Origin of the sequence: Dysgonomonas sp. HGC4, from assembly GCF_001261715.1 — a bacterium.
In the GTDB taxonomy this organism is placed as follows: Bacteria; Bacteroidota; Bacteroidia; order Bacteroidales; family Dysgonomonadaceae; genus Dysgonomonas_A.
The window spans coordinates 1-25,876 of the sequence record NZ_CVRU01000066.1 but is presented as its reverse complement, the minus strand read 5'-3'; the positions used below and the strand labels follow the sequence as shown (position 1 = coordinate 25,876).

The following is a 25,876-nucleotide window of genomic DNA, read 5'->3' as shown; positions in this document are numbered from 1 at the left end:
AAGTAAAGAATAAAAAAAAAAGACATGAATAAATGTTTCTTAATATTTCTGATTCCTATTTTAATGTTTGCATATATTCAAGATATAGTAGCACAAAAGAAGTACGATTCGTACAAAGGTCTGGTTATGGCTGGTTATCAAGGCTGGTTTAATACCCCCGATGACGGAGCTAATCGTGGATGGTACCACTATAAAAGTAAAAACGGATTCAAGCCCGGTTCTAGTGGTGTCGATTTTTGGGCAGATGTTTCGGAATATCCACAAATCTATAGAACAGAATTTAAGCATAAAGACGGTTCTCCAGCTTATACTTTTAGCTCTCATGATTTCTCAACAGTAGATCTCCATTTTAATTGGATGAAAGAATATGGACTAGATGGAGTATTTATGCAACGCTTTGTAGGAGAAATTAAAAATCCAAGCGGAAAAGCCCACTTCAATAAAGTCTTAGCATCAGCAATAGAGTCTTCGACTAAATATGAGAGAGCGATATCCATTATGTACGATCTTAGTGGTATGAAATCAGGGGACGAACTAGTTATTCTTAATGATATTGATGAACTTAATGAGCAATATCAATTTCAAGAACGAGTAAAAGCTCCTTCCTATCTCTTCCATAATCAAAAACCTCTCGTCGTTTTATGGGGAATCGGTTTCAATGATAAGAGAGCATATGGGCTGAAAGAAGCTGAAACCATAGTCGAGGGTTTAAAAAAACGAGGATATAGTATAATGTTGGGAGTGCCCACTTATTGGCGTGAGCTGCGTAGCGATACGGAAAATAATGAGAAACTTCATCAACTTATAAAGAAATCAGACATCGTTATGCCTTGGTTTGTATCTAGATATAACGAAGAAAGTTATGACTCATTTAAGTCGTTGATAGAAAAAGATATCAAATGGTGTAAAAATAATAAAGTAGATTATGCTCCATTATGCTTTCCTGGTTTCTCATGGGAAAATCTGAAAGGAAAAGGATCGTTTTATATTGACCGTAACTCCGGATCGTTTTTTTGGAAACAGCTTTCAACAGTTCTCGGTTATGGTGCTGAAATGATTTATGTAGCCATGTTTGATGAAATAGATGAAGGTACAGCCATATTTAAATGTGCTCGTAGAAATGAAACACCCTTGAATGGAAATGGGAAATTCGAAGGTATAGAGGATAATTTACCCTCAGACTACTATTTATGGCTAACAGGTCAAGCCGGAAAAATGCTGAAAAAGGAAATTGAATATTCTAAAGAAAAGCCGATACGACTGGCTGAAAATCCATTCATTAAGCATATGTACACCGCCGATCCATCTGCACATGTATGGTCTGATGGTCGCTTATATGTATATGCATCTCACGATATAGCACCACCTAGAGGGTGTGATTTGATGGATCAATATCACGTATTTTCGACCGATGACATGCTAAATTGGATTGATCATGGCGAGATACTCCGTGCAACTGATGTGTCCTGGGGTAGACCCGAAGGAGGATTCATGTGGGCTCCCGATTGTGCATACAAAAACGGAACCTATTATTTTTATTTTCCACACCCAAGTGGAACAGAATGGAATAAAACTTGGAAAGTAGGAATAGCAACGAGTAAGAAGCCTACGAGTGATTTTGTTGTACAAGGTTATTTAGAATTAGGCAATGACAATTTTGCAATGATAGACCCATGTGTATTTGTTGATGATGATGGTCAATCTTATTTTTACTATGGAGGTGGTGATAGATGCGCTGGAGCTAAATTAAAAGATAATATGGTGGAATTAGCACAACCATTGGTTTTTATGGAAGGATTAACCGATTTTCATGAAGCTACATGGGTGTTTAAAAGAAACGGGATATACTATCTCACCTATGCCGATAATCATAGAGAGAACGGAAAAGGAAGCAATCGTCTTAATTATGCCACAAGTAACACCCCCCTAGGTCCATGGACTTACAGAGGTATATATCTAGAGCCAACAGGCTGTGATACTAGTCACGGTTCGGTAGTTGAATACAAAGGGCAATGGTATGCATTTTATCACAATATGGCTCTTTCGGGACGGGGAAATCTTCGGTCGATATGTGTAGATAAATTAGACTTTAATCCCGACGGAACTATTGAGAAAGTGGAGCAAACAGGTAATAATATATATAAATAATCTAATTTATGAAAGCAATAGTCATAGCTCTTTGTCTCATCTTATCCCAACTCAGTTGGGGACAACAGACTCGGATTTCATCGGTTTCGACATCGGTGAATACAAATACGGTAGCAAATATCTTTGATAATGACCTGAAAACCGGCTGGAATCTATCATCTAAAGATTTAGCAGCCAATCAATGGCTGATGCTAACTCTTCAAACCTCCGGCGATATCAAAGAATTTATTATCCAAAGTGAAGGAATATCGGCAACAGATTTGCAAAAGGCTTTGACGGTATATGTTACTTATGACCCTATGAATTTGGGTGAACCAGTAAAATATACAGTGAAAGAAAAGAATAAGAATCTGACTATCTCATTTCCACCTAAATATGGTGCTCATCTAAATATGGATATAAGAGGAGGGATTATAATAAAATCTGTATCAATTAAAGAGGTCAGTGTATTTCTAGCAGAATCTGCCAATAAAGCAGACAATGGGCAAGTTGGAAACAAGCGTTATATGAATCCCAATCTGCCTCTTGAAGAGAGAGTTGAAAGCTTATTATCGGTAATGACCATTGCCGATAAGATGGAACTTCTTCGTGAAGGTTGGGGTATACCGGGGATTCCTCGTTTAGGAATTCCTGATATGAAAAAAGTAGAAGCACTTCACGGCTTTTCTTATGGAAGTGGTGCAACTATCTTTCCACAGTCGATAGGCTTGGGTGCGACATGGAACAGAAAACTAATGGAAGAAGTAGCCAGAGCTATTGGCGATGAAACAGTAAGTGCAAATGCAATACAAGCGTGGTCTCCCGTATTGGATGTAGCTCAGGATGCCCGTTGGGGACGTTGCGAGGAGACTTATGGAGAAGACCCTGTTCTTGTTTCTGAAATGGGTGGTGCATGGATAAAAGGATTTCAGGCAAAAGGACTTCTTACCACACCTAAACATTTCGGAGGTCATGGTGCTCCACTTGGCGGACGTGATTCTCACGATATAGGACTATCAGAACGTGAATTCAGGGAAATACACCTTGTACCCTTTCGGGATGTGATCAAAAAATACAACTGCCAGTCTATAATGATGGCCTATTCTGATTATCAAGGCATTCCTATAGCAAAAAGCAAAGAACTATTGAAAGGTATTCTGCGTGATGAGTGGGGCTTCGATGGCTTCATTGTTAGCGACTGTGGTGCATTGGGCAACCTCACTTCTCGTAAACATTACACCGCTATAGATAAAGTAGAAGCGGCACGTCAAGCCTTGGCAGCAGGTATAGCCACAAACTGTGGCGACACATATAATGACAAAGCTGTGATTGCAGCTGCCGAAAATGGAGAAATAAGTATAGAGGATATAGATTTTACTTGTAAAACATTGCTAAGAACAATGTTTCGTAATGGATTATTCGAAAACAACCCCTCTAAAAGTCTCGACTGGAAAAAGGTATACGATGGATGGAATAGTCCGGAACACAGAGTAATAGCCCGTCGTTCAGCACAAGAATCGATTGTATTACTCGAAAATAAAAACAATATTCTTCCACTATCCAAATCTCTGAAATCAATAGCCGTAATTGGTCCCGGTGCAGATGATCTTCAACCCGGAGATTATACAGGAAAGCCACTCGAAGGACAATTGAAATCGGTGCTTACAGGTATAAAGGGAGCTATAAATAGCCAAACAAAGGTGATTTATGAAAAGGGTTGTGATTTCTTTTATACAGAGAATACACAAATAGAACGAGCCGTAAAAGCAGCTCATCAGGCAGAAGTAGTTATTATGGTATTGGGAGATTGCACGAGTAGTGAATCGCTCCAAAACATACAAAAAACATCGGGTGAAAATCACGATCTGGCAACTCTAATTTTACCAGGCGATCAACAAAAACTATTGGAGGCAGTTTGTGCTACAGGAAAACCTGTGATTCTTGTTTTACAATCGGGAAGACCTTATAATCTATCATTCGCTGCTCTGCATTGTCAAGGAATATTAGCAAACTGGCTGCCTGGGCAAGAAGGTGGTTATGCTACTGCCGATGTGATATTTGGCGATTATAATCCTGCAGGCCGTTTGCCGATGACCTTCCCTACACACGTTGGACAAGAGCCATTATATTATAATTTCAAAACATCCGGTAGACGATATGAATATTCGGATCTCGAATATTACCCATTATATTATTTTGGTTTTGGACTTAGTTATACAACATTTAATTATTCTGATCTAAAAATAGCATTACTAAATAATGGAAATGTTTCAGTACAAGCTAAGGTTACCAATATCGGAAAAATAGCAGGTGATGAAGTTGCTCAATTATATGTAACCGATATGTATGCAAGTGTAAAGACTAGGGTGATGGAGCTGAAAGATTTCGAACGTATTCATCTCAATCCCGGAGAATCAAAAGTAGTTTCTTTTATGCTTACCCCTTATCAGCTTTCTTTATTAAATGATTTGATGGATCGTGTTGTTGAAGAGGGAGAGTTTAAAATAATGGTTGGAGGTTCAAGTCCTTCTTATCTGGCAAATGATAGAATTAAAGATAGTGTTGGCTATAAGGATAGTAACTTGGGTATAAGTGGAACAATTAATTACACAAAATCATTTGCAGCTAAATTTACAGTTGAGCTTTCAGGTATTCAAAACAATCTTTTGGATAATACAAAAACGGTTACCATATTGGTTAAGAATATAGGGAACATGACCGATGCGGGTAAAGTTTCGATGTATGTAGATGATGAACTAGTGGGCGATGCTCGTCATTTTGAACTTGATCCTGGGCTAGAAAAGTATATTACTTTCAAGATCAGCCGGTCGGATTACAAAGATTTTCAATTTGTTACAAAGTACAGTATTGCTAAGGCATCCAATAAATAACTCCTCAAATAATGAAAAAACACAATGCATTATTTTCTCTGACTCTTTGCACGATACTATTTTTATCGTGCCAAAGATCAGCCGAAAATTCGTCTAAAAATCCTGTAGATTACGTAGATCCTTACATTGGGAATATTAGCCATCTGCTAGTTCCCACTTATCCCACTGTTCATTTGCCATTTAGTATGCTTAGGGTGTATCCTGAGCGTAAAGACTTCACATCCGACCAGATAGAAGGTCTTCCCGTGATAGTGACTAGTCATAGAGGTAGCTCAGCTTTCAATATTAGTCCCTATAGTGGGAAAAGAAGCAGTTATTTTTCAGTTCAGAAATATTCTTATGGAGAGGAAGTTGTCACTCCTTATCGCTATCAGGTTTATTTAGACGATGATGGCATAGAAGTTGATTACGCTCCCTCTTACAGGTCTGCCGTATATAAAATTAATTTTCCTGAAGGAGAAAATAATGTTTTAGTAATAAATACCCGTAATGGCTTTTTACAGAAAGAAGAAAAAGGAGTATCTGGTTATCAGGTTATTGACGGGGGACCGACTAAAGTATACTTATATCTCGAAACATTACAAACTCCTCAATCCATTGGATGCTTAGAAAATGGTAACATACTAAGCGAAAGAGATTCGATTAGTGGAAAAAATCAGGCTATTGGCTTGAATTATAATGATAAACAAATAGATATCCGTTATGGAATATCATTCATCAGTATAGACCAAGCTAAAAAGAACCTTCAAAATGAAATAAACACTTTTAATGTGGATGAAGTGGCAAAAAAAGGACAAGACCTTTGGAACAAAACTTTAAGCAAAATTCAGGTAGAAGGTGATGATGAGAGTGCTAAAACTGTATTTTACACATCTCTTTATCGAACATACGAACGCATGATAAATCTTTCCGAAGATGGAAGTTATTATAGTGGTATAGATAATCAAGTACACGAAGATAAGGGTATTCCCTTTTATACAGATGATTGGATTTGGGATACATATCGTGCTACTCACCCACTTAGAATTCTTATAGAACCGGATATTGAAAATAATATGATTGCATCTTATATCCGTATGGCACAACAAACAAAAGAAGGATGGATGCCAACATTTCCAGAAGTAACAGGCGACAGTCATCGAATGAACAGCAATCATGCAGTAGCAGTAATATGGGATGCATATTGCAAAGGGCTTCGTGGATTTGATCTGGAAGCTGCATACAATGCGTGTAAAGGAGCAATTACGGAGAAATCTCTGTTACCTTGGAAACGTATTCCGAATACCGAACTTGATATTTTTTATAAAGAGAAAGGCTATTACCCCGCATTACGAGAAGGACAAGAAGAATATATACCAGAAGTAAATAGAGGCGAAAAACGTCAACCTGTAGCCGTTACATTAGGTACATGTTATGATTATTGGTGCCTTTCCGAAATAGCGAAAGAATTAGGTAAAAAAAATGAATCAGACTATTTTTTAGCAGGTTCATATAATTACCGAAATTTATATAATAAAGAAACAGCTTTCTTCCATCCCAAAGATAAGGAAGGTAAGTTTATTGATCCTTTTGACTATCGTTTTGCCGGAGGAATGGGAGCCAGAGACTATTATGGAGAAAACAACGGATGGGTTTACCGTTGGGATGTACCTCACAATCCCGCAGATTTGATTCGCTTAATGGGATCAGCCGAAAACTTTATAAACAACCTCGATCAAACCTTTAGAGAGCCATTGGGTAAAAGCAAATTTGAATTTTATGCCCAATTACCAGATCATACAGGTAACGTAGGTCAATTCTCAATGGCTAACGAACCATCTATGCATATTCCATATCTATACAATTATGTTGGTCAACCTTGGAAAACTCAGAAACGAATCAGAACATTATTGAAGCAATGGTTTCGCAACGATTTAATGGGTATGCCCGGAGACGAAGACGGTGGTGGTATGACGGCTTTTGTTGTATTCTCATCCATGGGATTTTATCCTGTTACTCCGGGTTCGGCTACCTATAATATCGGAAGTCCTGTTTTCAGAAACGTGAAGATGACTTTAGGCAATGGTAAACTATTTGAAATTGAAGCCAAGAATTACGCAAAAGACAATATCTATATTCAGTCGGCAACATTAAACGGTAAGTCTTGGGATAAACCATGGTTCAGCCATTCGAATATTGCTAATGGAGCAAAACTTGTATTGGTAATGGGCAATAAGCCTAATAAAGCATGGGGAGCCGATTTATTGAATACACCTCCCTCAGCAATTAAAATTGACTAAAATGAATACTATGACTAACAATAGTGTAAAAATAAAGATTCTTCTTTTATTGAGCATATTCTTGTGTTCTCATTCCGCATGTGAAGCAAAAAAGGATCAATACCCATTTCAAGATACAACGCTATCTCTCGAAAAAAGGGTTGACGACTTAATAAGCAGGCTCACTTTAGAAGAGAAAGTTTCGCAAATGCAAAATCACAGCATGGCTATTGACCATTTGGGTATACCAGAATACAATTGGTGGAACGAATGTCTACATGGTGTAGGACGTTCAGGGCATAAGGTTACCGTTTTCCCTCAGGCAATTGCCCTTGCGGCAACCTTCGATAAGGAAGCTATATTTAAGGTTGGAGATATAACTTCCACCGAAGCCAGAGCCATTTATAACCAGTCGTTTATAAACGGCAAGAAGGGTCAACAATATCAAGGGCTTACGTTTTGGACTCCGAATATAAATATTTTCCGTGACCCTCGCTGGGGAAGAGGTCAGGAGACGTATGGAGAAGACCCCTATCTTACATCTGTTATCGGAAAGGAGATGGTTTGGGGATTGCAAGGAGGGGACTCTTTATATCTCAAAGTTTCGGCTTGTGCCAAACATTTTGCAGTTCATAGCGGACCCGAAAAAGGAAGGCATTCCTTCAATACATCGGTAAGTGATTATGACTTATGGGACACTTACTTGCCTGCATTTAAGGAATTGGTCGTAAATGCTAAGGTTTCGTCTGTAATGTGTGCCTATAATCGGTTTGACGATGAGCCATGTTGCGGTAACAGTCGTTTGATGACAGATATACTACGCAATCAATGGAAATTTAAAGGGTATGTAACTTCTGACTGTGGTGCTATTGATGACTTTTACACACATCACAAAACACATTCCGATGCAGCATCAGCTTCGGCAGATGCTGTGTTGAATGGAACCGATCTCGATTGTGGAGAGCATGCCTATAAGGCGTTGGTAGATGCTGTTAAGAAAGGATTGATAGACGAATCTGCTATTAACAACTCCATCAGACGACTGTTTATGACACGCTTCAGACTCGGTATGTTTGACCCGGTAGAGGCTAGTCCTTATGCAAAAATTAAATTTGATACATTAGAGTGTGATGAGCATAAAAAACATGCTTTGAAAATGGCGACGGAATCTATTGTCCTATTGAAAAATAAAGGACACCTCTTACCTCTCTCTTCTAAAATAAAAAAAATAGCAGTAGTAGGACCTAATGCAAACGACGATAAAGTTCAATTAGGTAATTATAATGGTTTTCCATCCAAAATCATAACTCCCTTGAAAGGAATTAAGGCTTTTACAGGTATTGAAGTTGTTTATGCGAAAGCAACAGGGCATACTTCGTCTTCGGCAGAAAATATTAAAGCAGCATTGGAAATAATCAAAGATGCAGACCTCGTTATTTATGTCGGAGGAATAACTCCTCGTCTTGAAGGAGAAGAGGGTGATGCAGGACGAGAAAATGTGGAGGGATTTAAAGGTGGCGATCGTACCTCAATTGCTTTACCTAAGGTACAAACCGATTTTATGAAACAAATAAAAGCAAAAGGCTTGCCTTTGGTTTTTATTTGCATGTCGGGAAGTGCAATAGGTTTCGAATGGGAAGCAGCTAATGCAGATGCTATTTTACAGGCATGGTATGGCGGACAATCTTCAGGAGAGGCAATTGCCGATATTTTATTTGGTAAATACAATCCATCAGGACACTTACCTCTAACTTTTTATAAGAAAGACAAAGATCTTCCTGACTATTTTGATTATGCTATGACCAATAGAACATATAGGTACTTTAATGGAGAGCCTTTATATCCATTTGGCTATGGGTTGAGTTATACCACATTTAGCTATCAGTGGACTTCAAAGCCTAAGACTGAATATTCACAGAATGATGAGATAAGCTGTTCTATGCTGGTAAAAAATACCGGAAATATGGAAGGAGAAGAGGTTATTCAAACATATATCCAATATCCGGAAGGAAAAGGTTATCCGTTGAAAGAATTAAAGTCTTTTGAAAAAATAACTTTAGCTTCTGGAAAGAAAAGGAATATTGAAATATCTATTCCTGTAAATAGTTTTGCCAAATGGAGTGATACGCAAAAAAAGCTGATTATACCAAAAGGAATTTACAAAATTTGGATGGGAAGTCATTCGGAAGATAAAAAGATAATAAGTTCTTTTCGAATTCAATAGATTAACTTTTTAATAGATTTTAATAGATTATGAAAAATTACACATTTCTATTTATTCTCATAATTGTATCATTATTTCCCATAAAATCTTATTCACAAGAGCAAAAGGTGGAAGATATGAGAGCTAGTAAGCGTAATACAAAGATTACCGCCAACTGGGTTGACAGAGCTATACTTACAGGCAATGCAAACAAGCCCCAAGGGAGAAATGTATTATGGTATCGTCAATCGGCTAAAGTGTGGGAGGAAGCTTTACCAATAGGCAATGGGCGGTTGGGAGCCATGATCTTTGGTGGAGTGGCAGACGAACGTATACAGTTTAATGAGAGTTCGCTTTGGGACGGATTTTCACGTAACGCTAATAATCCATTAGCACTAAAGGCCTTACCCATAGTACAGAAATTATTGTTTGAAGGTAAGAATCAACTTGCCGTAGATGTTGCAAAGGAAACAATGTTGGGTACCCCCCATAGAGTAAAACCCTTTATGTCGTTAGGCGAATTGTGGTTTGATACACCTGAGCTTAATGCTAAAAATTATGTAAGAAGCCTCGACCTGGAAAAAGCAATTGTAACAACTCAATATACATCTGATGGAGTAGAATATACAAGAGAAGTATTTGCTTCGGCTGATGATAATGTTATTGTTATTAGTATTAAAGCGAATAAGCAGAACAAAATCAATCTTTCTTTGACATTGAAACGTGAAAAAGATGCCGAATGTATGGTTCATCCCAATGATCCTAACTCTCTTTTGCTAAAAGGAAAGATTCCTACTAAAGATGAGGCTGGAAATCCCCGAGGACTATCATTTGCTATGCAAGTAAAAGCTGTTGCTAATAATGGTACAATGAGTATGGATAATAATATAATGAGTATTAAAGATGCAAATTCTTTAACACTTTACGTTACAGGGGCAACAAACTATCCAGGGCTAGATGCAGTAAAAAGAGGGATAACTACTGATGATAGTATTGATCCATCAGTAACCTGTATGGCTATAATTGATAAGGCACTTAATGGTTCATACAATAATCAAAAGGAAGCCCATATTAAAGAATATCAGGGTTATTATAGTCGGGTAGACTTGAGTTTGGGATCAAGAAGTGTTGATAATATGACATTAACAACCGATAGTTTGTTGAGAAAAGCAAAAGCAACAATGAAACCCGATTTAGGCTTAGTGGAGACTTTTTTCCAATTCGGTCGATACTTATTAATCTCAAGTTCACGCCCGGGAACGATGCCTGCCAACTTACAAGGATTATGGGCATGGCAGATGAACACACCATGGAATGCCGATTATCATACAAATATTAATTTCCAAATGAATTATTGGCCAGCCGAGATAACCAACTTATCGGAAATGCATTTACCCATGCTCGATCTAATGGAAACTCTGGTTCCTTATGGTCAGAAAACAGCCAAAGAAATGTATGGAGCAAACGGATGGGTAGTTCATCATCTAACAGATGCCTGGGGATTTACTGCTCCTGCTGACGGTGTACAAGGTATTTGGCCTATGGGAGCAGCTTGGTCTGTCGAACACCCTTGGGAACATTATCAATATACACAAGATAAAGTATTCTTGAAAGAAAGAGCCTATCCATTGATGAAGGGAGCAGCTGAATTTATTCTGGACTTTCTCGTAATCAGTCCTCCTAATACGAGATTTTCGGGAAAATTAGTAACCAACCCGTCACACTCTCCCGAAAACAGCTTCATTTTACCAAGTACAGGTCAAGGATCTAGTTTTACCTATGCAGCTACCATGGACTTAGAAATCGCACATGAACTTCTAACTAATTGTATAGAAGCTAGTATGATATTAAATACCGATGTCGATTTCAGAAGTAAATGTAAAAAAGCACTGGACAATCTCGCTCCAATACAAATAAGTGAGAAAACAGATAGAATAATGGAGTGGATTGAAGATTATGACGAGATAGATCCTCATCATCGTCATACTTCGCATCTCTATGCTTTACATCCAAGTAATCAAATATCTGTTGTCGGAACTCCCATTTTAGCAGAAGCTGCTCGTAAGACTTTGGAGTCTCGTGGAGACGGCGGAACAGGTTGGAGTTTGGCTTGGAAGATAAATATGTGGAATCGTTTACATGATGGTAATCGGGCATATAAATTACTTTCCGTTCTATTATCGGAGAAGACATTGCCAAACTTGTTTGATAATCATCCCCCTTTCCAGATTGATGGCAATTTTGGTGCTACTGCTGCTATTGCCGAAATGTTTCTGCAAAGTCAGGTACGTACGGCAGATGGTAATTTCGAACTGGAGTTATTACCCTCTTTACCAGACAATATGCCTAATGGTTCTGTAAAAAGATTAAAGGCTCGTGGAGGTTTCATTGTCGATATTGAATGGAAGAAGAGTAGGTTTATAAAAGCAAAAATAAAATCATTAAATGGAAATAAACTGCATTTACGTCTCCAAGGAATAGATACGGTTTATAGTACTAAAATAGGCGAAATAATAATGGTTAATAACCAGTTAAATAAATAAAATACTATAAAACATGAATCGAAAATTTAAATTATCAATTTTTCTTTTGTCTTTCACTCTTTCACTCTTTTCTCAGGATGGAAGACTTGTCTACAAAGAGTATTTTGCTCCTAGCGAAGGTTTTGTAAACAGAACTGAAAAAGACTTCAGAAAAGAAATATGCCTAAATGGCTCATGGGACATTCAACCAGTTGATATCCCCACAAATTATATACAGGGAAAAGGAATAGCACCCACATTGCCCTTGCCTAGTAATAATGGATGGGATAAAACAAAGATCAAGATTCCTTCACCTTGGAATATTAATGCTTTTGCTAATAGAAATTTAGAAGGTCCTGATCACCGTAATTATCCTTCTTATCCCAAAGAGTGGGAAAATGTGAAGATGGCTTGGATGAGAAAATCAGTTGTAATTCCTTCCGATTGGTCAGGAAAACAGATAAAATTGCACTTCGAAGCAGTTGCAGGATTTACAGAAGTATATGTAAATAATAAAAAAGTAGGAGAAAACTTCGATCTATTTTTACCATTCGATATAGATATTACAGACAATGCTGCACCCGGACAAACTCTTGAAGTTTTAGTAGGTGTAAGAGATCAGTCTCTATTTGAAGATAATTCAACGGTCGGTCGTCGCATTGTTCCCGCAGGTTCTATGTGGGGATATCTTGTCAGAGGGATTTGGCAGGATGTATATTTAGTTGCACTACCTAAAATTCATGTCAAAGACATTTTTATAAAACCACAGATTTCTAAGAACGTGTTAGAATTGGAAGTTACAATAGAAAACAATTCCACTAAAAAAGAAGAAATACAACTCGGAGGCCTCGTTAATGAATGGCTCAATAGAGCAGGTACAGATGTAAACTCGGCTCCTGTGCCCAACTGGAAACTGGGACAAACAGCTTTAATTATACCTGAATCTAAATTACTTGTTGAAGCAGGTTCGCAAGCTAAAGCGATAATTCGTATCCCTGTTAAAAGTGGTGATTTGGAATTTTGGACACCCGAACATCCTAATCTATATGCGTTGAGATTGACCCTTAATAACAAAAAACAAACTATTGACAGCAAATACGAACGTTTTGGCTGGCGTGAGTGGACATTTGACGGAACAAAGCAATGCTTGAACGGAAAACCAATAGAACTGAAAGGCGATTCGTGGCACTTTATGGGTGTACCTCAATTGACCAGAAGGTATGCATGGGCTTGGTTTACTGCAATAAAAGGAATGAATGGTAATGCGGTAAGACCTCATGCACAGGTATATCCTCGCTTCTATCTGGATGTTGCGGATGAAATGGGAATTTGTGTTTTAAATGAAACAGCCAATTGGGCGAGTGATGGTGGCCCCAAATTAGATTCTGAAAAATTTTGGGAAGCATCTAAAAAACATTTGGAACACCTTGTTTTACGTGATAGAAATCATGCCTCTGTATTTGGATGGAGTATAAGTAATGAGAACAAACCGGTTATACTTCACGTATATAACAAACCCGAACTAATGCCTTTACAGAAGAAAGCATGGGAAGAATGGAGAGATATTGTGATTAAGAATGATCCTACACGTCCTTGGATTTCGGCTGACGGTGAAGATGACGGAGATGGTATTCTCCCTACTACAGTAGGACATTATGGAGACTTAAGCTCTATGAAACGTTGGGTCGAAATAGGCAAGCCTTGGGGAATTGGAGAACATAGTATGGCTTATTATGGAACCCCCGAACAAGTATCGAAGTACAATGGAGAAAGAGCTTATGAGTCGCAACTAGGACGTATGGAGGGTCTTGCAAACGAGTGTTACAATCTGATAGCCAACCAACGTCAGATGGGAGCATCTTACGCATCAGTCTTTAACATGGCATGGTATGCACTGAAACCTCTACCAATAGGAAAGAAGGATTTAACAACTGCTCCTTCATCAACAGAAGATGGTGTTTATTTTGCAGATTACAAAGAAGGTACGCCCGGAGTTCAGCCCGAACGTATGGGACCTTACTGCACTACATTTAATCCGGGATACGATCCATCTTTACCATTGTATGCCCCATGGCCTATGTATGAAGCTTTACGAGCAGCCAATGCTCCCGGCGAACCGGCTTGGTCTCCTTATAAAGATAAACCCGAAGCACCGTCTAAAAAGGCAAATCTTCAGCCCCTGAAATTATATAAAGAGGTTATATTTATTGGAAAAAAGGGATCGAGAGTAAAACAAATAATGGATGCGCAAGGGGTTAAATTCTCTGCAAAAATTACGTCTCCGCAACAACTCCTTTTTATCATTGATGGAACTACTACTACTTCAGAAACTGAGAAGAAAATGCTTGAGCAAAACATTGAGAAAGGTGCAGATATTTGGATCTGGGGAATTGTGCCAACCACATTATCTGACTTTAATAAAATATTGCCTTTGAATCTGACTTTAAAAGAAAGAAAAATATCGTCATTCATTCCGGAAAATAAGTCTTGGATGATCGGATTAAATAATTCGGACTTTTATTTTTGTGAAATTCAGAATGCGGATGCTTCACAGTACGGAATGGGTGGAATGCTTGTGAATGAAGGTGATGTCATACTAAATGCTTGTAATACCGATTGGCGTAAATGGAATAAACGTGCGGAAGAGCTTAAAACGGCTGCAGTTTTGCGTAGTGAGAATGAGTATAGAGGTTCAGCTCCTGCTTTCGTTAAATACAGCAAAGGTTGTTCTACATATTACATTAGTACATTAACTGAGTTTGCAAATTCTAAAAAAGGATTTAATACGTTAGAAAATATGCTGAAAAATGCAGGTATTCCTTATCATAAAAGTGAAGCAAATTTAAACGAAGTGTTTTTCCTTAGAGATGGTAATCTACAATTTCCAGCTATAAGTAAAGAGAAGTTTGTAAAGAATAAGGATAGCTATATGGCCGATTTTTGGGTTTGGAGTCCTCGTCCACTAGATGATTTACTTATTGAGCCCAATATGCCGAAACTTACACTTTTTGTTGATACATGGAGCAGTTCTTTGTTATTAAACGATAAACTTTTCGATGCAGCCCAAGTTACTAACCGTAATAGCACATACAAGGAATTACCACTACTACAGGGGTGGAATAAGGTGACATTAAAAATAGGAGAAGAGGATAAGAATAGATTTAATGCTTACTTTAAATGTGATAATAGTAAAATATTCTTGCCTCAGCTCAAAATTTCATTTGTTAATCCTGAAGTGAAATAAATTTTAAACTATAAATGGAAGCAGGATAATTTCTTTACTACTTATCCTGTTTCCATTACAAATCATATTTACAATCTGTTATTAACATTAAACATAAAAGAATGACTGATTATGTAAATGATAAAACCGTAATCAGTAATATTTTACGAGCGCCACTAATACCATTCAATCCTTCATTTGAAAAAGGCAAATTGTTTGATGATCTAGTTCAGGAAAATACAATACATCCCAATTTATCTAAAGCACTAGGCTCTTACAGATTATATCGACATCAGGTTGAAGCAATTGAAATAGGAGTTCAAGACAAAGGCTTTGTAGTTACTTCAGGAACAGGGTCGGGCAAGTCCATGTGCACAAAGTTTGGGGCTGTGTAAATTTTAATATAATGGATAAATTCTTTTGAAGACGCTTAATTCCTGATATTGGAGCACAAATTTGACGTATACCTCCATTTCTCTTTTTTATTTCAAATACTTCATATTTGTCTTTGTCTCGTTTTGTATAGATTGTATTTTAATGTTTTATAGGGAGTATCTAAAATAGAAGCTAATTCTCTGACTGTTTCAACTTCCAGAAATTTTGTTATTATGTTCTTGTCAAATTCTTCCATTGTATTACATTTAAGAAAGTATCCGCTGGATATTCATCTTATAGTGCAACGGTATAACACCAACCACACACGGATCAACGGTAAGGCGGAGAATCTCCTAACCTTTTCATAATCGTCGCAGGAACACAAATGGAATATCCAGTAACGGATTGGTAACTGAAATACTGCTATATTTGGCAATATCCTGCTTTTTAGTAAAGTGGCAGATCAGAGTATTTCGGCTAATTATAAACGAGTTACGTTTTATTCGCTGAGTTTCGCTGGTTACTGTTCTACTCATTATTATTCATCTAGCCCGGCACACATTTGGAACACTTTTGTTATCAGCAGGTATTCCAATTGAAAGTATCAGTAAAATGATGGGGCATACCAATATTTCCACAACGCAGGTCTATGCCAAAGTAACTGATCAAAAGATTTCCGAGGATATGGACAGGCTGAGCGACGCAAAACAATGAAGAATAACGCAAATCAAACTGTACATCCAGACTATTACGGATTGGATATGATAATTGCCGTTGCGTTTCGGATACAGTCAAAAAAAGCTGAGATATTCAGGGATTGGCTGATTCAAAGAGCAACTCAAAATAGTACATATACTGTACTTACTCTTCTGACACAAAAGGCAATGCTGGACTGAAAAGTTAGATGGAATTAAAAGAATAACACTATTTTGAATTAGATTTGCAGAATCTAATTGTGGCGAATTCGCCACAATTAAAAACAGAAATAAATATGGCTAAAATAAGGGTATAGGAAACAGACGTAAATTTTCAACCATGTAGCTATTGAGTATTTTCACTTGCTCTTCCATTAATGCCACAATACGAGATTTGTTTCCTTTACCTATAATTTGAAGTATATATGGTTTGTTAAATCTGTAAGAGTGTGCAGTTAAATCAATCATTTTCTGTACTCTTGTTACTGTATCAAACTAATGATAATAGAGCCAAGTCTCGTCACCCTCTCTGGGGTGTTATGTGCGGTTGATCTAACAGTAATCTAATACCTTCAATCAATAAATAGCTAATTACTTTTTGTGGAGACTTCTTGGTTTGAATCGATATAATTCTGTGACACTCATATATAAATTCAGGACATCTCGGTCATTCAAGGATATAAAGAACGGACTGCCATGCCAATGGAAACACTTATTGGTAATTTTCTTTATACTTCAAATATTCTATATAGGATAAGGAAAGTGTTCTTGTTTTGAGAACACATAAGGAGTAAATAAATTTCGTTGTTTTGGTAATCTGGATATCGTCGAAGGTATACCCAGATAAGTAAGCTGCTAATTGATTTGTATGGGGGATGGTCGCTATTGCAGGCGGTAATAGGGCGGCAGGAGTTTGTCTTTTTTCATCATCCTATTTTTCGTTTTTTTGTCCTGTTACTTAAAAATTAAATTCAAAACTAATCCTGAAACCCGATTTATCGGTATCAGGATTCTCCGTATAAGTAAGTCGTCTTACATAATCGACCCTAAAAAAACGGAAGATGTTTTCGATTCCTACACTGTATTCCAAGTAGGGAGTACTATTCATGGAATAAACCGTTCCGGGAAATATCGGAAGCTCTTGCTGGTAAGCCGGATTATTACTCGGACTCAAATGTCCCCAGAAGCCCCGAAAGCCGGCCGTCTCCCGTAATTTCAACTGTTTGAGACCCGGCAGACGGTTAAAAAGCCATCCTCCCATGTGGTAATCGATATGCCAGGTCAGTTGCGAGTCATTCAGGAACTCCATCGGGTTAAGCAGGTAAAAGGAGCCCTGCTGAATCGTCATTGAGCTGTTCGCATTAGCCGATAACAATAAGGGGAACGGAACCGAACCCCAGATCTTTTCTCCTTTCAGGCTGAAGCTAAGCCGCCCGTAGGGAGCCATCCACAATTCCTTGTCTATCCAAAGGCTGCTCTTATGGTATCCGAACCGGCCTGCCAGTAACCCCTTAAAGCCCACGATATGGGAGTAGCCTATAGTATAGCCCTTTGATGGAAGGGTATGACGCTTGCGTTTTTCTTGGAAGAATCTTTCTCCGTGGGCATACCGTAAATCGATCCCCACTTCCGTGGTTCTAAGGTGGCCCATATCTACGGCAAAGCCTGCTTCATTCAGGTGCTGGAAAGTCAGCCTCCCAGCACCATCCTCATTATGAGTCCGGGCATACAGATTATACGAAAAGCCTCCGTAATACTCGTGGATATAAGCGATCTCGGTCATTCGGTCATATGTCATATTATTATACCGTCCAGTCCGATACGAAAGAAAGATATTATCCCGCTCGGCCTGCAAGAAGCGTTGACCTAGGGGATTTACGTCATACTTGTAGGCTACAGACAGATTATGGCGTGGATACTCGTCCTTATGGTACTTCCGAGAGGTGAACGACCACGTAGCTTCTCCGTAGTATTTCCATCGGCGGTCTTTAGTACCGTATGCCAAGTATCCGTACATAAAGAAATGGGGATGCAAGTGCTTGGTCGTGGTGCCCGTCAACCGAAAGCGGTTTCCTTCAAGCGGGTTATAGCTGTAAAATGTCAGGGTAGTACCCAAATCCAGTTTATTCCGGTCAGGATTCTCACTGGTAGGTACATACTGGCTGGTCAGAATTTCTGCAGCCCGAAGCATAAAATCTAAAAACGCATGGGAACGCAACTCATTCATCATCTCTCCCAGTTGGTAATCTGCATGGACTTCTTCCGGACGGTGGGAATCCCAGTACTTTTTATAGTGCTTTTGGTAATCTGCCAGATAGATAACGGACGAAGAGCCTGCCGGGAAGCTGTCTGCCGGCTGGTCTATCAGATACTTCCCAAAAACGTTCTCCTTTTCCACATATAATTGGGCAGCCCCATACATCGACAATTCGATAGCCGTGGTGAACTGGCGGGGAACCCAAAGGCCCCCCGATTTTTCTTCAAATTCCTGAGTAATGAGCAGATTATCCACATAATTCACCTGGATCCTTTTGGGAACACGAAACGAGACTTTTTTGATCGCATAAGGCCAGGCTGGCTGCACATAAATATGCCCGGTAAAGCCGACGTCCCGGGTGTTGAACGGGACAAAGCCCAAATCCACATACTTCTTATTCTCAATCTCCACCGTATCAAGAATATACCATTTGTAGAAGTTTACAGAGGAAATACTGCTCAGTGGACTCACAAAATCATGGAAAAGTAGGTTGATATTGTTATCGGTTATGGTTACATCCTTGAAAAGCTCCAATATAATAGCTTCTACCGATTCGCTGTTTATCTGCTCATCCAAGCCTTTCCGTTGATAGGCTACCACCTGGCGGCGTGTGGACCGCGGATTTTTCCTGTAGTACACCTGAGAGAGCGTCTCCCGTACCGATACTGGCAAAATCGGCTTACAATCTATCTTGGATGTATCGGCGTACTTGGAGATAAATTCCAAGCCTCGGAGGATTCCTTGATCTGCTTTATAGTTGTTCAGGGCCAACAACAGACGGTCATATTCTTCGTACATATAATAATCCCTCCCGGTAAGCTGGTAAGCATTTTTATGAGAGATCACTTTTTGGATGAGTGCTACCGCCGGATTATCCTTTTTCGAATATTTTTCCTTACCCGGACGAACCTCTATTTCTTGGAGCTGTACTCCCTTCGCTTTCAGCCGGATTTCAATATCCGAGCACTGACTGGCGGGCACAGTTATCCTTTGAGTTTCGTATCCCATGAGGGATACTACGACGATATGGCTACCCCGGCTATCACTGATCGAAAACTTACCGTTGGGACCGGACAACTCTCCTTTTTCGTTTTCTTCAAAGCGGACGCTTGCTGATTCGACAGCTTCGTTGGTTGCCGAGTCCAGGACTATACCCTCTACTCGGGTGGACTGGCCATACACCGATACATTACAGAACAGCCATACCAGTGAGATCCCCACCCAAAGAAAGACCTTTAATTTAAATATTCCCGATAGCCGCATTCTTTTCCTTTCTTTTTTAGATATTCTCTTTACAGGCCTTCATCATCTCCGATAAAACCTTCACATGCTTATTTGCTGCGCTAAAATATTTTGTAACTGTATAGATCTGATATCACATTGTTTTCGGTTATCATTCTTTCTGTATTTTATTCCTCCATAAAAAAATAGAACCAGCGAAACTATCACAACGGACAAGCCCTGATAAATACAAACTTTACAGAATAATTAATACTTAAGTAACCGGAGGTATTATAGTCACATTTTAAAGCCAACACAAAGGGTTGTTATTACCAAGTCCGGCATAATACGAAAGGATAGGAATATTCATCTTTTTTCTTTTTCTTTTTTAAAGGGATGTTACCTTTAAGGAAAAATGTTCTCAGATACCTCTTTTAACCATCCCTAACCAGGTCTTCTCCCGAATAGGACCGTACATTGTACACTGTCATTAAACAGGTCGCCCACTTCAATCTCGATCTGATCCACGTGTAATTGCTGTCTATTCTTCCTGCAGGGTGTATTACAAGGAATTCCACCGATCTGCACATCCTTGGGACGAGAACTCAATACTCATACTTTACGCTGTGATTCAGATGATTAGCCGAGGTTGACAAATGACATCCTTATCTGATTTTTTTGCATCTCCTCGGCAATACCGATCAATTCCGGATTGCCGATGTAGCTTCTTCCCCAGCCAACTTTACCTTTTTATATCCCCTTATTTAACTTCTTTATATTTCATTTCATAGCCTGTTTATCTTCCCTGATCCTGTGTTGCTTTGGCTAGTGTAACTATTTCTTTTGTCTTTTAATAACTATATAAGTTTCCTGATTTGCCCGTTTAGCGAGAGTCTGATAAAATGGTGTCTTGAGGGACATGGGATGATGGTATGACCTCTATACTCCTCCAACCCGGATATTGCGCTACCGCCCACCGCAGAACAGCCATATAACAGTCAATAGGTGTACTGTCTTTCACAGTTATATCTGTGGTACGTCCTTGGGGTAGATGCAGTCTGAATGATTTACAGATTGTAAGCCCCGCAGTATTTTCTTTTTTGACTCCTTTTTCCATATTTCTTTCAGTGTGTTTCGACATCCTATGTTCTTGTCGCCAGACTCGTGCAGTATACTTAATCTGAGACGGAAAGGGGGCCGATTATTACTTACTGTGTTTTATTTATTTACAACCGGAGATTTATTAGCACTTACACAGCGGATACTAAAGCCGATACGCCGGTCACTCACACCCAAGTCCAGAGACGATCCATGAAAGTAAAGCCGGGTGGCAAAATCCGCATTGTTCTTCATTACGCTCGAAGACCAATAACCGCCTACCAGACCCATAGACTGCCGATTTCCTCCTAAGCCTAAACTTCCTCCTGCTGGTAGGATCAGTTTTGATTTTCCGTTATCTGCTGATATCCGGAGACATTTGCCCTCATAATCGAAATCTCTTCCCCGCTCCCGCACGGCTTTCTCCAGTTGCTTTAGTTCTAAAGCAGTTGGCATCCGCCAGTTTTGAGGGCATGGATCTTTTATCGGCCAGACGAAAACTTTGCCAAAAAACAATTCGTCATTGGCCGAGTTTTCCGGTTTTTTTAACAGAGAAGCCCCCAGATTGACTGGCGACCACCAAATACCACCCACCTGGACGCCACTCATATACAGTCCGTTATCTGTGCGGAAAAGATAACGCGGACAATCAACTCCCGCAGCATGTGTCGATTCGGGCATCTGGCTAAAACCCGGGTGTGCCCACGTAAATATAAATCCCGCTAATAAAACATACAGTTTCAGTCTTGGACCTGATTTCTCATTTTTAATCCTAAATCGTATGTTTTTTATATTGTAAATGTCCCTTATAGTTAACTTCATAATAAAAAATTTAACGCTCTTTCGACCTTACCTGAAAACATGTCTGTGCTTACTATATTATTTTTTTTCCATATCCCTTACCGAAAATTCCCGCTTACTGAATAAAGCCGCTATTCCTGTAAGCTGCTTCAGCCTTAATATTTCATCCATATCCATACCAATGTGTTTCGAAATCCAGGCGGCGGACTTCCCCGCATCAACAAGCTCCCGTACAATGCTCGACATAAGGTCGATGTCATGGGAGCCTCTGGCTCTGTTATGGCGTATGGTCGAAACCATTCGTTCACTTATTTTCCGTCTGTCTTCTCGTATATAGGTGACAGGCAGCCTACCGTACGTACTTTGAAATATCTTCCGGGATTTGAATTCCGCTTTCCTGCGGTGAAACCCATCTACGATGCGAATCGTATCTTTTTCTGGACTACCGACAACAGGCATGGTGTAGCCGTCCTGCTCGATGGATGTGATCAACAGGGCCATTTCCGGTGGTGCGACACGATTCGGATTATACTCATTTCCCTCTATATTTTCCGATTTCTCCCAAGCGACAAAATCTACCGGATGGTGTTTCATCGGGCTCACCGCATGCAACATAGAACGGATATAATTTAGAGTATCTATTTTCTCGTCCATTGTATCAATACTCTCAATGTGTCGGCAGACGGATTCAATCATCCGCTGAAAAATAAGTTTCTCTTCATGCTGATTTTTCATAACATTTCCTGGTATTTACGGATTAATTCCTGTTGTCTTAATATTTGCTTTTTGGTTATAGAGAAAGACAAGGTACTGCATGTAATGTCATTTTTAAGGATTGCCATGCACATACGTCTCCAAGAAAGGAAATCAGACTTGTTATCCAACCCGGGCAGTGCATCCGGGATCGTTTTGAAGCGGACGACATATTTGTCACCCTTTCCTCGCTTACTGTATGCATGTGTATTGACAACCATATCCGGATCCAGCTCTAAAATATCTTCATTGCCGACAGGCGAACCGACCTTGTGCCAATAACGGATAAACTTTATAAATTTGGTGGTATATATGCTGCGGGTTTCTTCAGGAAGGGTCTGTAGCAGGAATTTGCAATAACTCTTCCATGTATGGCCTGCCGGTAAAGAGATCCTGCGCGTGCCGATAGCCTTTGTCCCGCAATAGATATTCCCGAAATTGGCTCCGCTGACACGGGCTACAACCTTTATCCATGTTTCGGGTTCCAGGACTTTGAAAAGATTGAGCCCGGCTTTCTGTTCGTCTCCGTAAGGTTCACATATCCGCATTCTGGACAGAGGAACACCGGCTTTATAAAACAGATCGTAGATGCTGTTATAGAGTTTAAGATACTTGCCGTTGTATGTCCAGATGTCTTCTGTACGCCAATCATATATGGGATAAAAATTATAGGTTTTATCAGATATGCAGGTTGAATAGTTTTTATTTTTATAGGTGGCCTTGTCGTTTCTAGACACGGTCCGATAACGGTTCAGGCTTTCATCCGCGCGAATGCCTATCAGACACGCGGTCTTTTTATCCCCATGGCATAAGGCATACCAGTCTCCGAAAAGCAGGACGAATTCTTCAAACGTCATATTTTCCTTATAGAAATCAAAAGGATGGTTGGTTCTATTGATAATGAAATCATGTTCCGGCATCGGACGCACCCATTTTTCTTCTTTTGCAGGATCCCAGAATATCCAGAACGGCTCGTACATCGAAACCGCATTGGTGGTAGTCATCGGAAGGCATACCCAATAGGGTTCGACCAGGTCGGAGTTATCCAGGTACATTCGTTCTATAAAGTGGACGGTTCGTCTATAGGAGGCTTCTACATCTATATACAGTACACCTATTTTATGCTTTATCCCGTGCTGGCGCATATAGTCGAAGACGATATTCAACATCACGCCACTATCCTTACCACCTGAAAAAGCCAGGTATATATTTTCGAATTCCGAGAATATATAACCGATGCGCTTCAGGGTAGCCTCATAGACATTTTCTCTCTCGTACTTGTTCATACGGCTTTTACCATTTTAAAATACCGCACGCTTTCTCGTACTACGGTAAAACCCAATTTTTCCAGTACGGGAAGTTCATGCTCTTCAGCCGTAAAGGACGCCAAAGTTCCCGTCTCCATCTCTGACAAGGCTTTTTCCAACAAAGATTCCAATACGTCATTATCCTGCCATGTGAAATCATTGCAGATATGCCCGTCGCAGACTGACAGAAATCCGGTCACCATATTTTTCCCTTTGAGGGAAATATACCACACGTGGTCTTCTGTATTCTTAAACGGATAACCCCCGTTCAGACGAATCACGTCCGGCTTCATAACAAACGGAGCGATCAGCCCATACAAACGATGGTCGTAACCCCATATCTTTTTGATATAGCCGGATTGCACATTAATTACTGTACTATTCATCAGTTTGCTTTTTAAGTGATACTTACCATTTTTTCAGGTTTCTTATAGCCAGTATACCGATATAAAGTAACAACAAAGGAAAATATTAGCTTTCAAAATACTGTTACCTATTTTTATCCACATAGTATCTATTTTGCAATCAGAGGGGATGTATTATCTCTTTCAAGTTCAAGCAAATCATTTGTTTTATTTTTTTTGTTATGATTGGCTCTGTTATTTTTTGAAAATCGATACTTATACTTATCCACGATACGGGTTTCCGGCAATTTCATATCTTCATTCATCTACATATTGCTTATTTACTTGTATATATATGGAGGGGATATACTTTAATGTAGCATTGTCCTGCTTACCGTTTCAATCTTCTGTGAAATTCCTTCAAATTTTTCTCTGAAAAATGAGACGTTTGAGAGAATCAATCGAATACGCTCACTTTCAGTTCGCTTATTCTGCAACACAACGGACAGGGATACCGTAGGCACGGAACGAAATGTAGTTGGGGGTCACGTGGCTACGGTAGAAGTACACGAAATATCCGCGCATAGAGTCAGCATAGTCCGACGACCAATAGTACCCGTAGTAGTTCATGTAGTTCAATATACCTGAGTTGTAATAGCGGCTCCCTGAAGCAGGGAAGAAGTATCCATAAGGATAATTTATATCACCAGGATTTTTCCATCCTGAAGCTATACTGTTCGTACCCGCATTGTTGCCAGAGGTGTTTGTACCATTCACCCAGGAACCACCACTCTTTAACATGAAGACTAATTCATCTCTCGTTGGCAAACGCCAGTTTCCGGAAGGAGCCCAACCCTTACTAGTCAGGTATTTACAGATATCACCTTTACCTTGCGCAATACTAGCAAGGTCATGGACAAGATCACCTGTATCTGTATAAGGAATAGAACCCCAATCCGGTGACGATGTTGTGGACCCGCCGCTCGGAGGATAAGTAACAATAGAAGTACTATAATTAGTAGGAGTAGGAGCAATACCCGTAAGGCTGCCAAATTTAAAGTAAACACCCTGATACACCCCCTTTGAAAAATCGTCATACTCACTAAAAGTTAAATGCCCGGCAACAGCATCGTAGTAGATATTGGACCCGGCAAAAACAGGACTCTGAATAAAATAGATTTTGTATTTTAAATTACCGGACACTATTGTTGCCTCACCCCTACGAGGAGTTATCGTTTGCCCCGGGGCAAACGATAACTGATAATCCGTGTTGGCAACACCACCGGTCACAGAAACATTCGCCCATGCAAGAGTAGCGGTAGTGGTCGTATCGGTATCGAACCGCCAACCATCCGGATGAGTGGTTTTTATTTGTATCCTACCATCTCCGGCAAACGCCTCTGTACCATCATATTTAACGATCGGATAACGCTTGGAGACATACAGATGGGAGATGCCGATACGGGAATCGCTACTGGCCGCATTCCAGGACTCTACACTGGCGATGGTTCTGCTGGGACCGCGATAAGCTTCATCTTCGCTGTTTTCACCGTCTACCGAGACATCGGTAATCGTAATGTAGTACTCCCAGTTTCGCAACAAATCAACATAAACACCCGAAGAACCCGCTGTCTTAAAGTCGATCCGGTAATACCGCATCCTTGTTCCTCCATTGTAATACCCCCCTACAACAAGACATGTAGCATCCAATAAGCTAACAACAGCTTTATCTTTATTATCGGACTCAAATGTATAAATCTGATCCCTGATCTCTTCCGGATGTGACGCCTGAAAAGGATTA

General features: G+C 39.5%; 17 protein-coding genes and 1 pseudogene. 9 read left to right on the top strand and 9 right to left on the bottom strand.

The window, feature by feature from the left end:
- The first annotated feature begins 1,215 nt into the window (after positions 1 to 1,215).
- From HGC4_RS19150 to HGC4_RS06480, 7 genes are all read left to right on the top strand, one after another.
- Positions 1,216 to 2,148: a family 43 glycosylhydrolase gene (locus HGC4_RS19150; protein WP_306332069.1), complete on the top strand. Its 933-nt coding sequence runs from the start codon at positions 1,216 to 1,218 to the stop codon at positions 2,146 to 2,148.
- An 8-nt stretch (positions 2,149 to 2,156) separates the two neighbouring features.
- On the top strand, positions 2,157 to 5,018 hold the full coding sequence (locus tag HGC4_RS06505; RefSeq protein ID WP_050709312.1) for a glycoside hydrolase family 3 N-terminal domain-containing protein: 2,862 nt from the start codon (positions 2,157 to 2,159) through the stop codon (positions 5,016 to 5,018).
- A gap of 11 nt (positions 5,019 to 5,029) precedes the next feature.
- A complete protein-coding gene (locus HGC4_RS06500) occupies positions 5,030 to 7,297 on the top strand; it encodes a GH92 family glycosyl hydrolase (RefSeq protein WP_050709311.1) in 2,268 nt (755 codons plus the stop codon).
- Positions 7,298 to 7,307: 10 nt separating this feature from the next.
- A complete protein-coding gene (locus HGC4_RS06495; protein ID WP_050709319.1) occupies positions 7,308 to 9,500 on the top strand; it encodes a glycoside hydrolase family 3 C-terminal domain-containing protein in 2,193 nt (730 codons plus the stop codon).
- Between the two features lie 29 nt (positions 9,501 to 9,529).
- Positions 9,530 to 12,022 (top strand): glycoside hydrolase family 95 protein, encoded by a 2,493-nt coding sequence (locus HGC4_RS06490; protein ID WP_050709310.1) that lies wholly within the window; start codon positions 9,530 to 9,532, stop codon positions 12,020 to 12,022.
- Between the two features lie 13 nt (positions 12,023 to 12,035).
- Complete coding sequence (locus tag HGC4_RS06485) at positions 12,036 to 15,245, top strand: glycoside hydrolase family 2 protein (protein WP_050709309.1); 3,210 nt, start codon at positions 12,036 to 12,038, stop codon at positions 15,243 to 15,245.
- 101 nt (positions 15,246 to 15,346) lie between these two features.
- Positions 15,347 to 15,619 (top strand): hypothetical protein, encoded by a 273-nt coding sequence (locus HGC4_RS06480; protein WP_050709308.1) that lies wholly within the window; start codon positions 15,347 to 15,349, stop codon positions 15,617 to 15,619.
- Positions 15,620 to 15,961: 342 nt separating this feature from the next.
- Here the strand turns inward: HGC4_RS06480 and HGC4_RS18605 are convergent, their stop codons facing one another.
- Positions 15,962 to 16,135 (bottom strand): hypothetical protein, encoded by a 174-nt coding sequence (locus HGC4_RS18605; protein ID WP_157258162.1) that lies wholly within the window; start codon positions 16,133 to 16,135, stop codon positions 15,962 to 15,964.
- A 7-nt stretch (positions 16,136 to 16,142) separates the two neighbouring features.
- Between HGC4_RS18605 and HGC4_RS18380 the strand changes: the two are divergent.
- Positions 16,143 to 16,313: pseudogene (locus HGC4_RS18380) on the top strand (tyrosine-type recombinase/integrase); the annotation flags it as partial.
- Entirely contained in the window at positions 16,310 to 16,495 is a 186-nt protein-coding gene (locus HGC4_RS06475) for a virulence RhuM family protein (RefSeq protein ID WP_050709307.1), read from the top strand. The pseudogene HGC4_RS18380 and the gene HGC4_RS06475, both read left to right, overlap by 4 nt.
- Before the next feature lie 757 nt (positions 16,496 to 17,252).
- On the opposite strand, the gene HGC4_RS06470 is transcribed toward HGC4_RS06475, so the two are convergent.
- The 8 genes from HGC4_RS06470 to HGC4_RS18595 form a co-directional block, all read right to left on the bottom strand.
- Complete coding sequence (locus HGC4_RS06470; RefSeq protein ID WP_050709306.1) at positions 17,253 to 19,814, bottom strand: DUF5686 and carboxypeptidase-like regulatory domain-containing protein; 2,562 nt, start codon at positions 19,812 to 19,814, stop codon at positions 17,253 to 17,255.
- An 841-nt stretch (positions 19,815 to 20,655) separates the two neighbouring features.
- Positions 20,656 to 20,889, bottom strand: a complete 234-nt coding sequence (locus tag HGC4_RS06465) for a hypothetical protein (RefSeq protein ID WP_050709305.1) — start codon at positions 20,887 to 20,889, stop codon at positions 20,656 to 20,658.
- Between the two features lie 101 nt (positions 20,890 to 20,990).
- On the bottom strand, positions 20,991 to 21,692 hold the full coding sequence (locus HGC4_RS06460) for a fibrobacter succinogenes major paralogous domain-containing protein (RefSeq protein ID WP_050709304.1): 702 nt from the start codon (positions 21,690 to 21,692) through the stop codon (positions 20,991 to 20,993).
- A gap of 57 nt (positions 21,693 to 21,749) precedes the next feature.
- Complete coding sequence (locus tag HGC4_RS06455) at positions 21,750 to 22,265, bottom strand: ParB N-terminal domain-containing protein (RefSeq protein ID WP_050709318.1); 516 nt, start codon at positions 22,263 to 22,265, stop codon at positions 21,750 to 21,752.
- Positions 22,266 to 22,402: 137 nt separating this feature from the next.
- The gene (locus HGC4_RS06450; protein WP_050709303.1) at positions 22,403 to 23,710 is read right to left on the bottom strand and encodes a DUF3440 domain-containing protein; all 1,308 of its coding nucleotides are present in this window, start codon (positions 23,708 to 23,710) and stop codon (positions 22,403 to 22,405) included.
- Positions 23,707 to 24,117 (bottom strand): hypothetical protein, encoded by a 411-nt coding sequence (locus HGC4_RS06445; RefSeq protein ID WP_050709302.1) that lies wholly within the window; start codon positions 24,115 to 24,117, stop codon positions 23,707 to 23,709. The genes HGC4_RS06450 and HGC4_RS06445 overlap by 4 nt, the downstream gene beginning before the upstream one ends.
- A 128-nt stretch (positions 24,118 to 24,245) precedes the next feature.
- Entirely contained in the window at positions 24,246 to 24,401 is a 156-nt protein-coding gene (locus tag HGC4_RS18600) for a hypothetical protein (RefSeq protein WP_157258160.1), read from the bottom strand.
- A 160-nt stretch (positions 24,402 to 24,561) separates the two neighbouring features.
- Positions 24,562 to 25,365 (bottom strand): fibrobacter succinogenes major paralogous domain-containing protein, encoded by an 804-nt coding sequence (locus HGC4_RS18595; RefSeq protein ID WP_157258158.1) that lies wholly within the window; start codon positions 25,363 to 25,365, stop codon positions 24,562 to 24,564.
- Positions 25,366 to 25,876: the final 511 nt, after the last annotated feature.

Coding starts and splice junctions, on each gene's coding strand:
- HGC4_RS06505 (WP_050709312.1), top strand. CDS start 2,157: ATGAAAGCAATAGTCATAGCTCTTTGTCTCATCTTATCCCAACTCAGT.
- HGC4_RS06485 (WP_050709309.1), top strand. CDS start 12,036: ATGAATCGAAAATTTAAATTATCAATTTTTCTTTTGTCTTTCACTCTT.
- HGC4_RS06460 (WP_050709304.1), bottom strand. CDS start 21,692: ATGAAGTTAACTATAAGGGACATTTACAATATAAAAAACATACGATTT.
- HGC4_RS06465 (WP_050709305.1), bottom strand. CDS start 20,889: ATGGAAAAAGGAGTCAAAAAAGAAAATACTGCGGGGCTTACAATCTGT.
- HGC4_RS06445 (WP_050709302.1), bottom strand. CDS start 24,117: ATGAATAGTACAGTAATTAATGTGCAATCCGGCTATATCAAAAAGATA.
- HGC4_RS06490 (WP_050709310.1), top strand. CDS start 9,530: ATGAAAAATTACACATTTCTATTTATTCTCATAATTGTATCATTATTT.
- HGC4_RS18605 (WP_157258162.1), bottom strand. CDS start 16,135: ATGAGTAGAACAGTAACCAGCGAAACTCAGCGAATAAAACGTAACTCG.
- HGC4_RS06475 (WP_050709307.1), top strand. CDS start 16,310: ATGAAGAATAACGCAAATCAAACTGTACATCCAGACTATTACGGATTG.
- HGC4_RS06495 (WP_050709319.1), top strand. CDS start 7,308: ATGACTAACAATAGTGTAAAAATAAAGATTCTTCTTTTATTGAGCATA.
- HGC4_RS19150 (WP_306332069.1), top strand. CDS start 1,216: ATGCTGAAAAAGGAAATTGAATATTCTAAAGAAAAGCCGATACGACTG.
- HGC4_RS06470 (WP_050709306.1), bottom strand. CDS start 19,814: ATGCGGCTATCGGGAATATTTAAATTAAAGGTCTTTCTTTGGGTGGGG.
- HGC4_RS18600 (WP_157258160.1), bottom strand. CDS start 24,401: ATGAATGAAGATATGAAATTGCCGGAAACCCGTATCGTGGATAAGTAT.
- HGC4_RS06450 (WP_050709303.1), bottom strand. CDS start 23,710: ATGAACAAGTACGAGAGAGAAAATGTCTATGAGGCTACCCTGAAGCGC.
- HGC4_RS06500 (WP_050709311.1), top strand. CDS start 5,030: ATGAAAAAACACAATGCATTATTTTCTCTGACTCTTTGCACGATACTA.
- HGC4_RS06480 (WP_050709308.1), top strand. CDS start 15,347: ATGACTGATTATGTAAATGATAAAACCGTAATCAGTAATATTTTACGA.
- HGC4_RS06455 (WP_050709318.1), bottom strand. CDS start 22,265: ATGAAACACCATCCGGTAGATTTTGTCGCTTGGGAGAAATCGGAAAAT.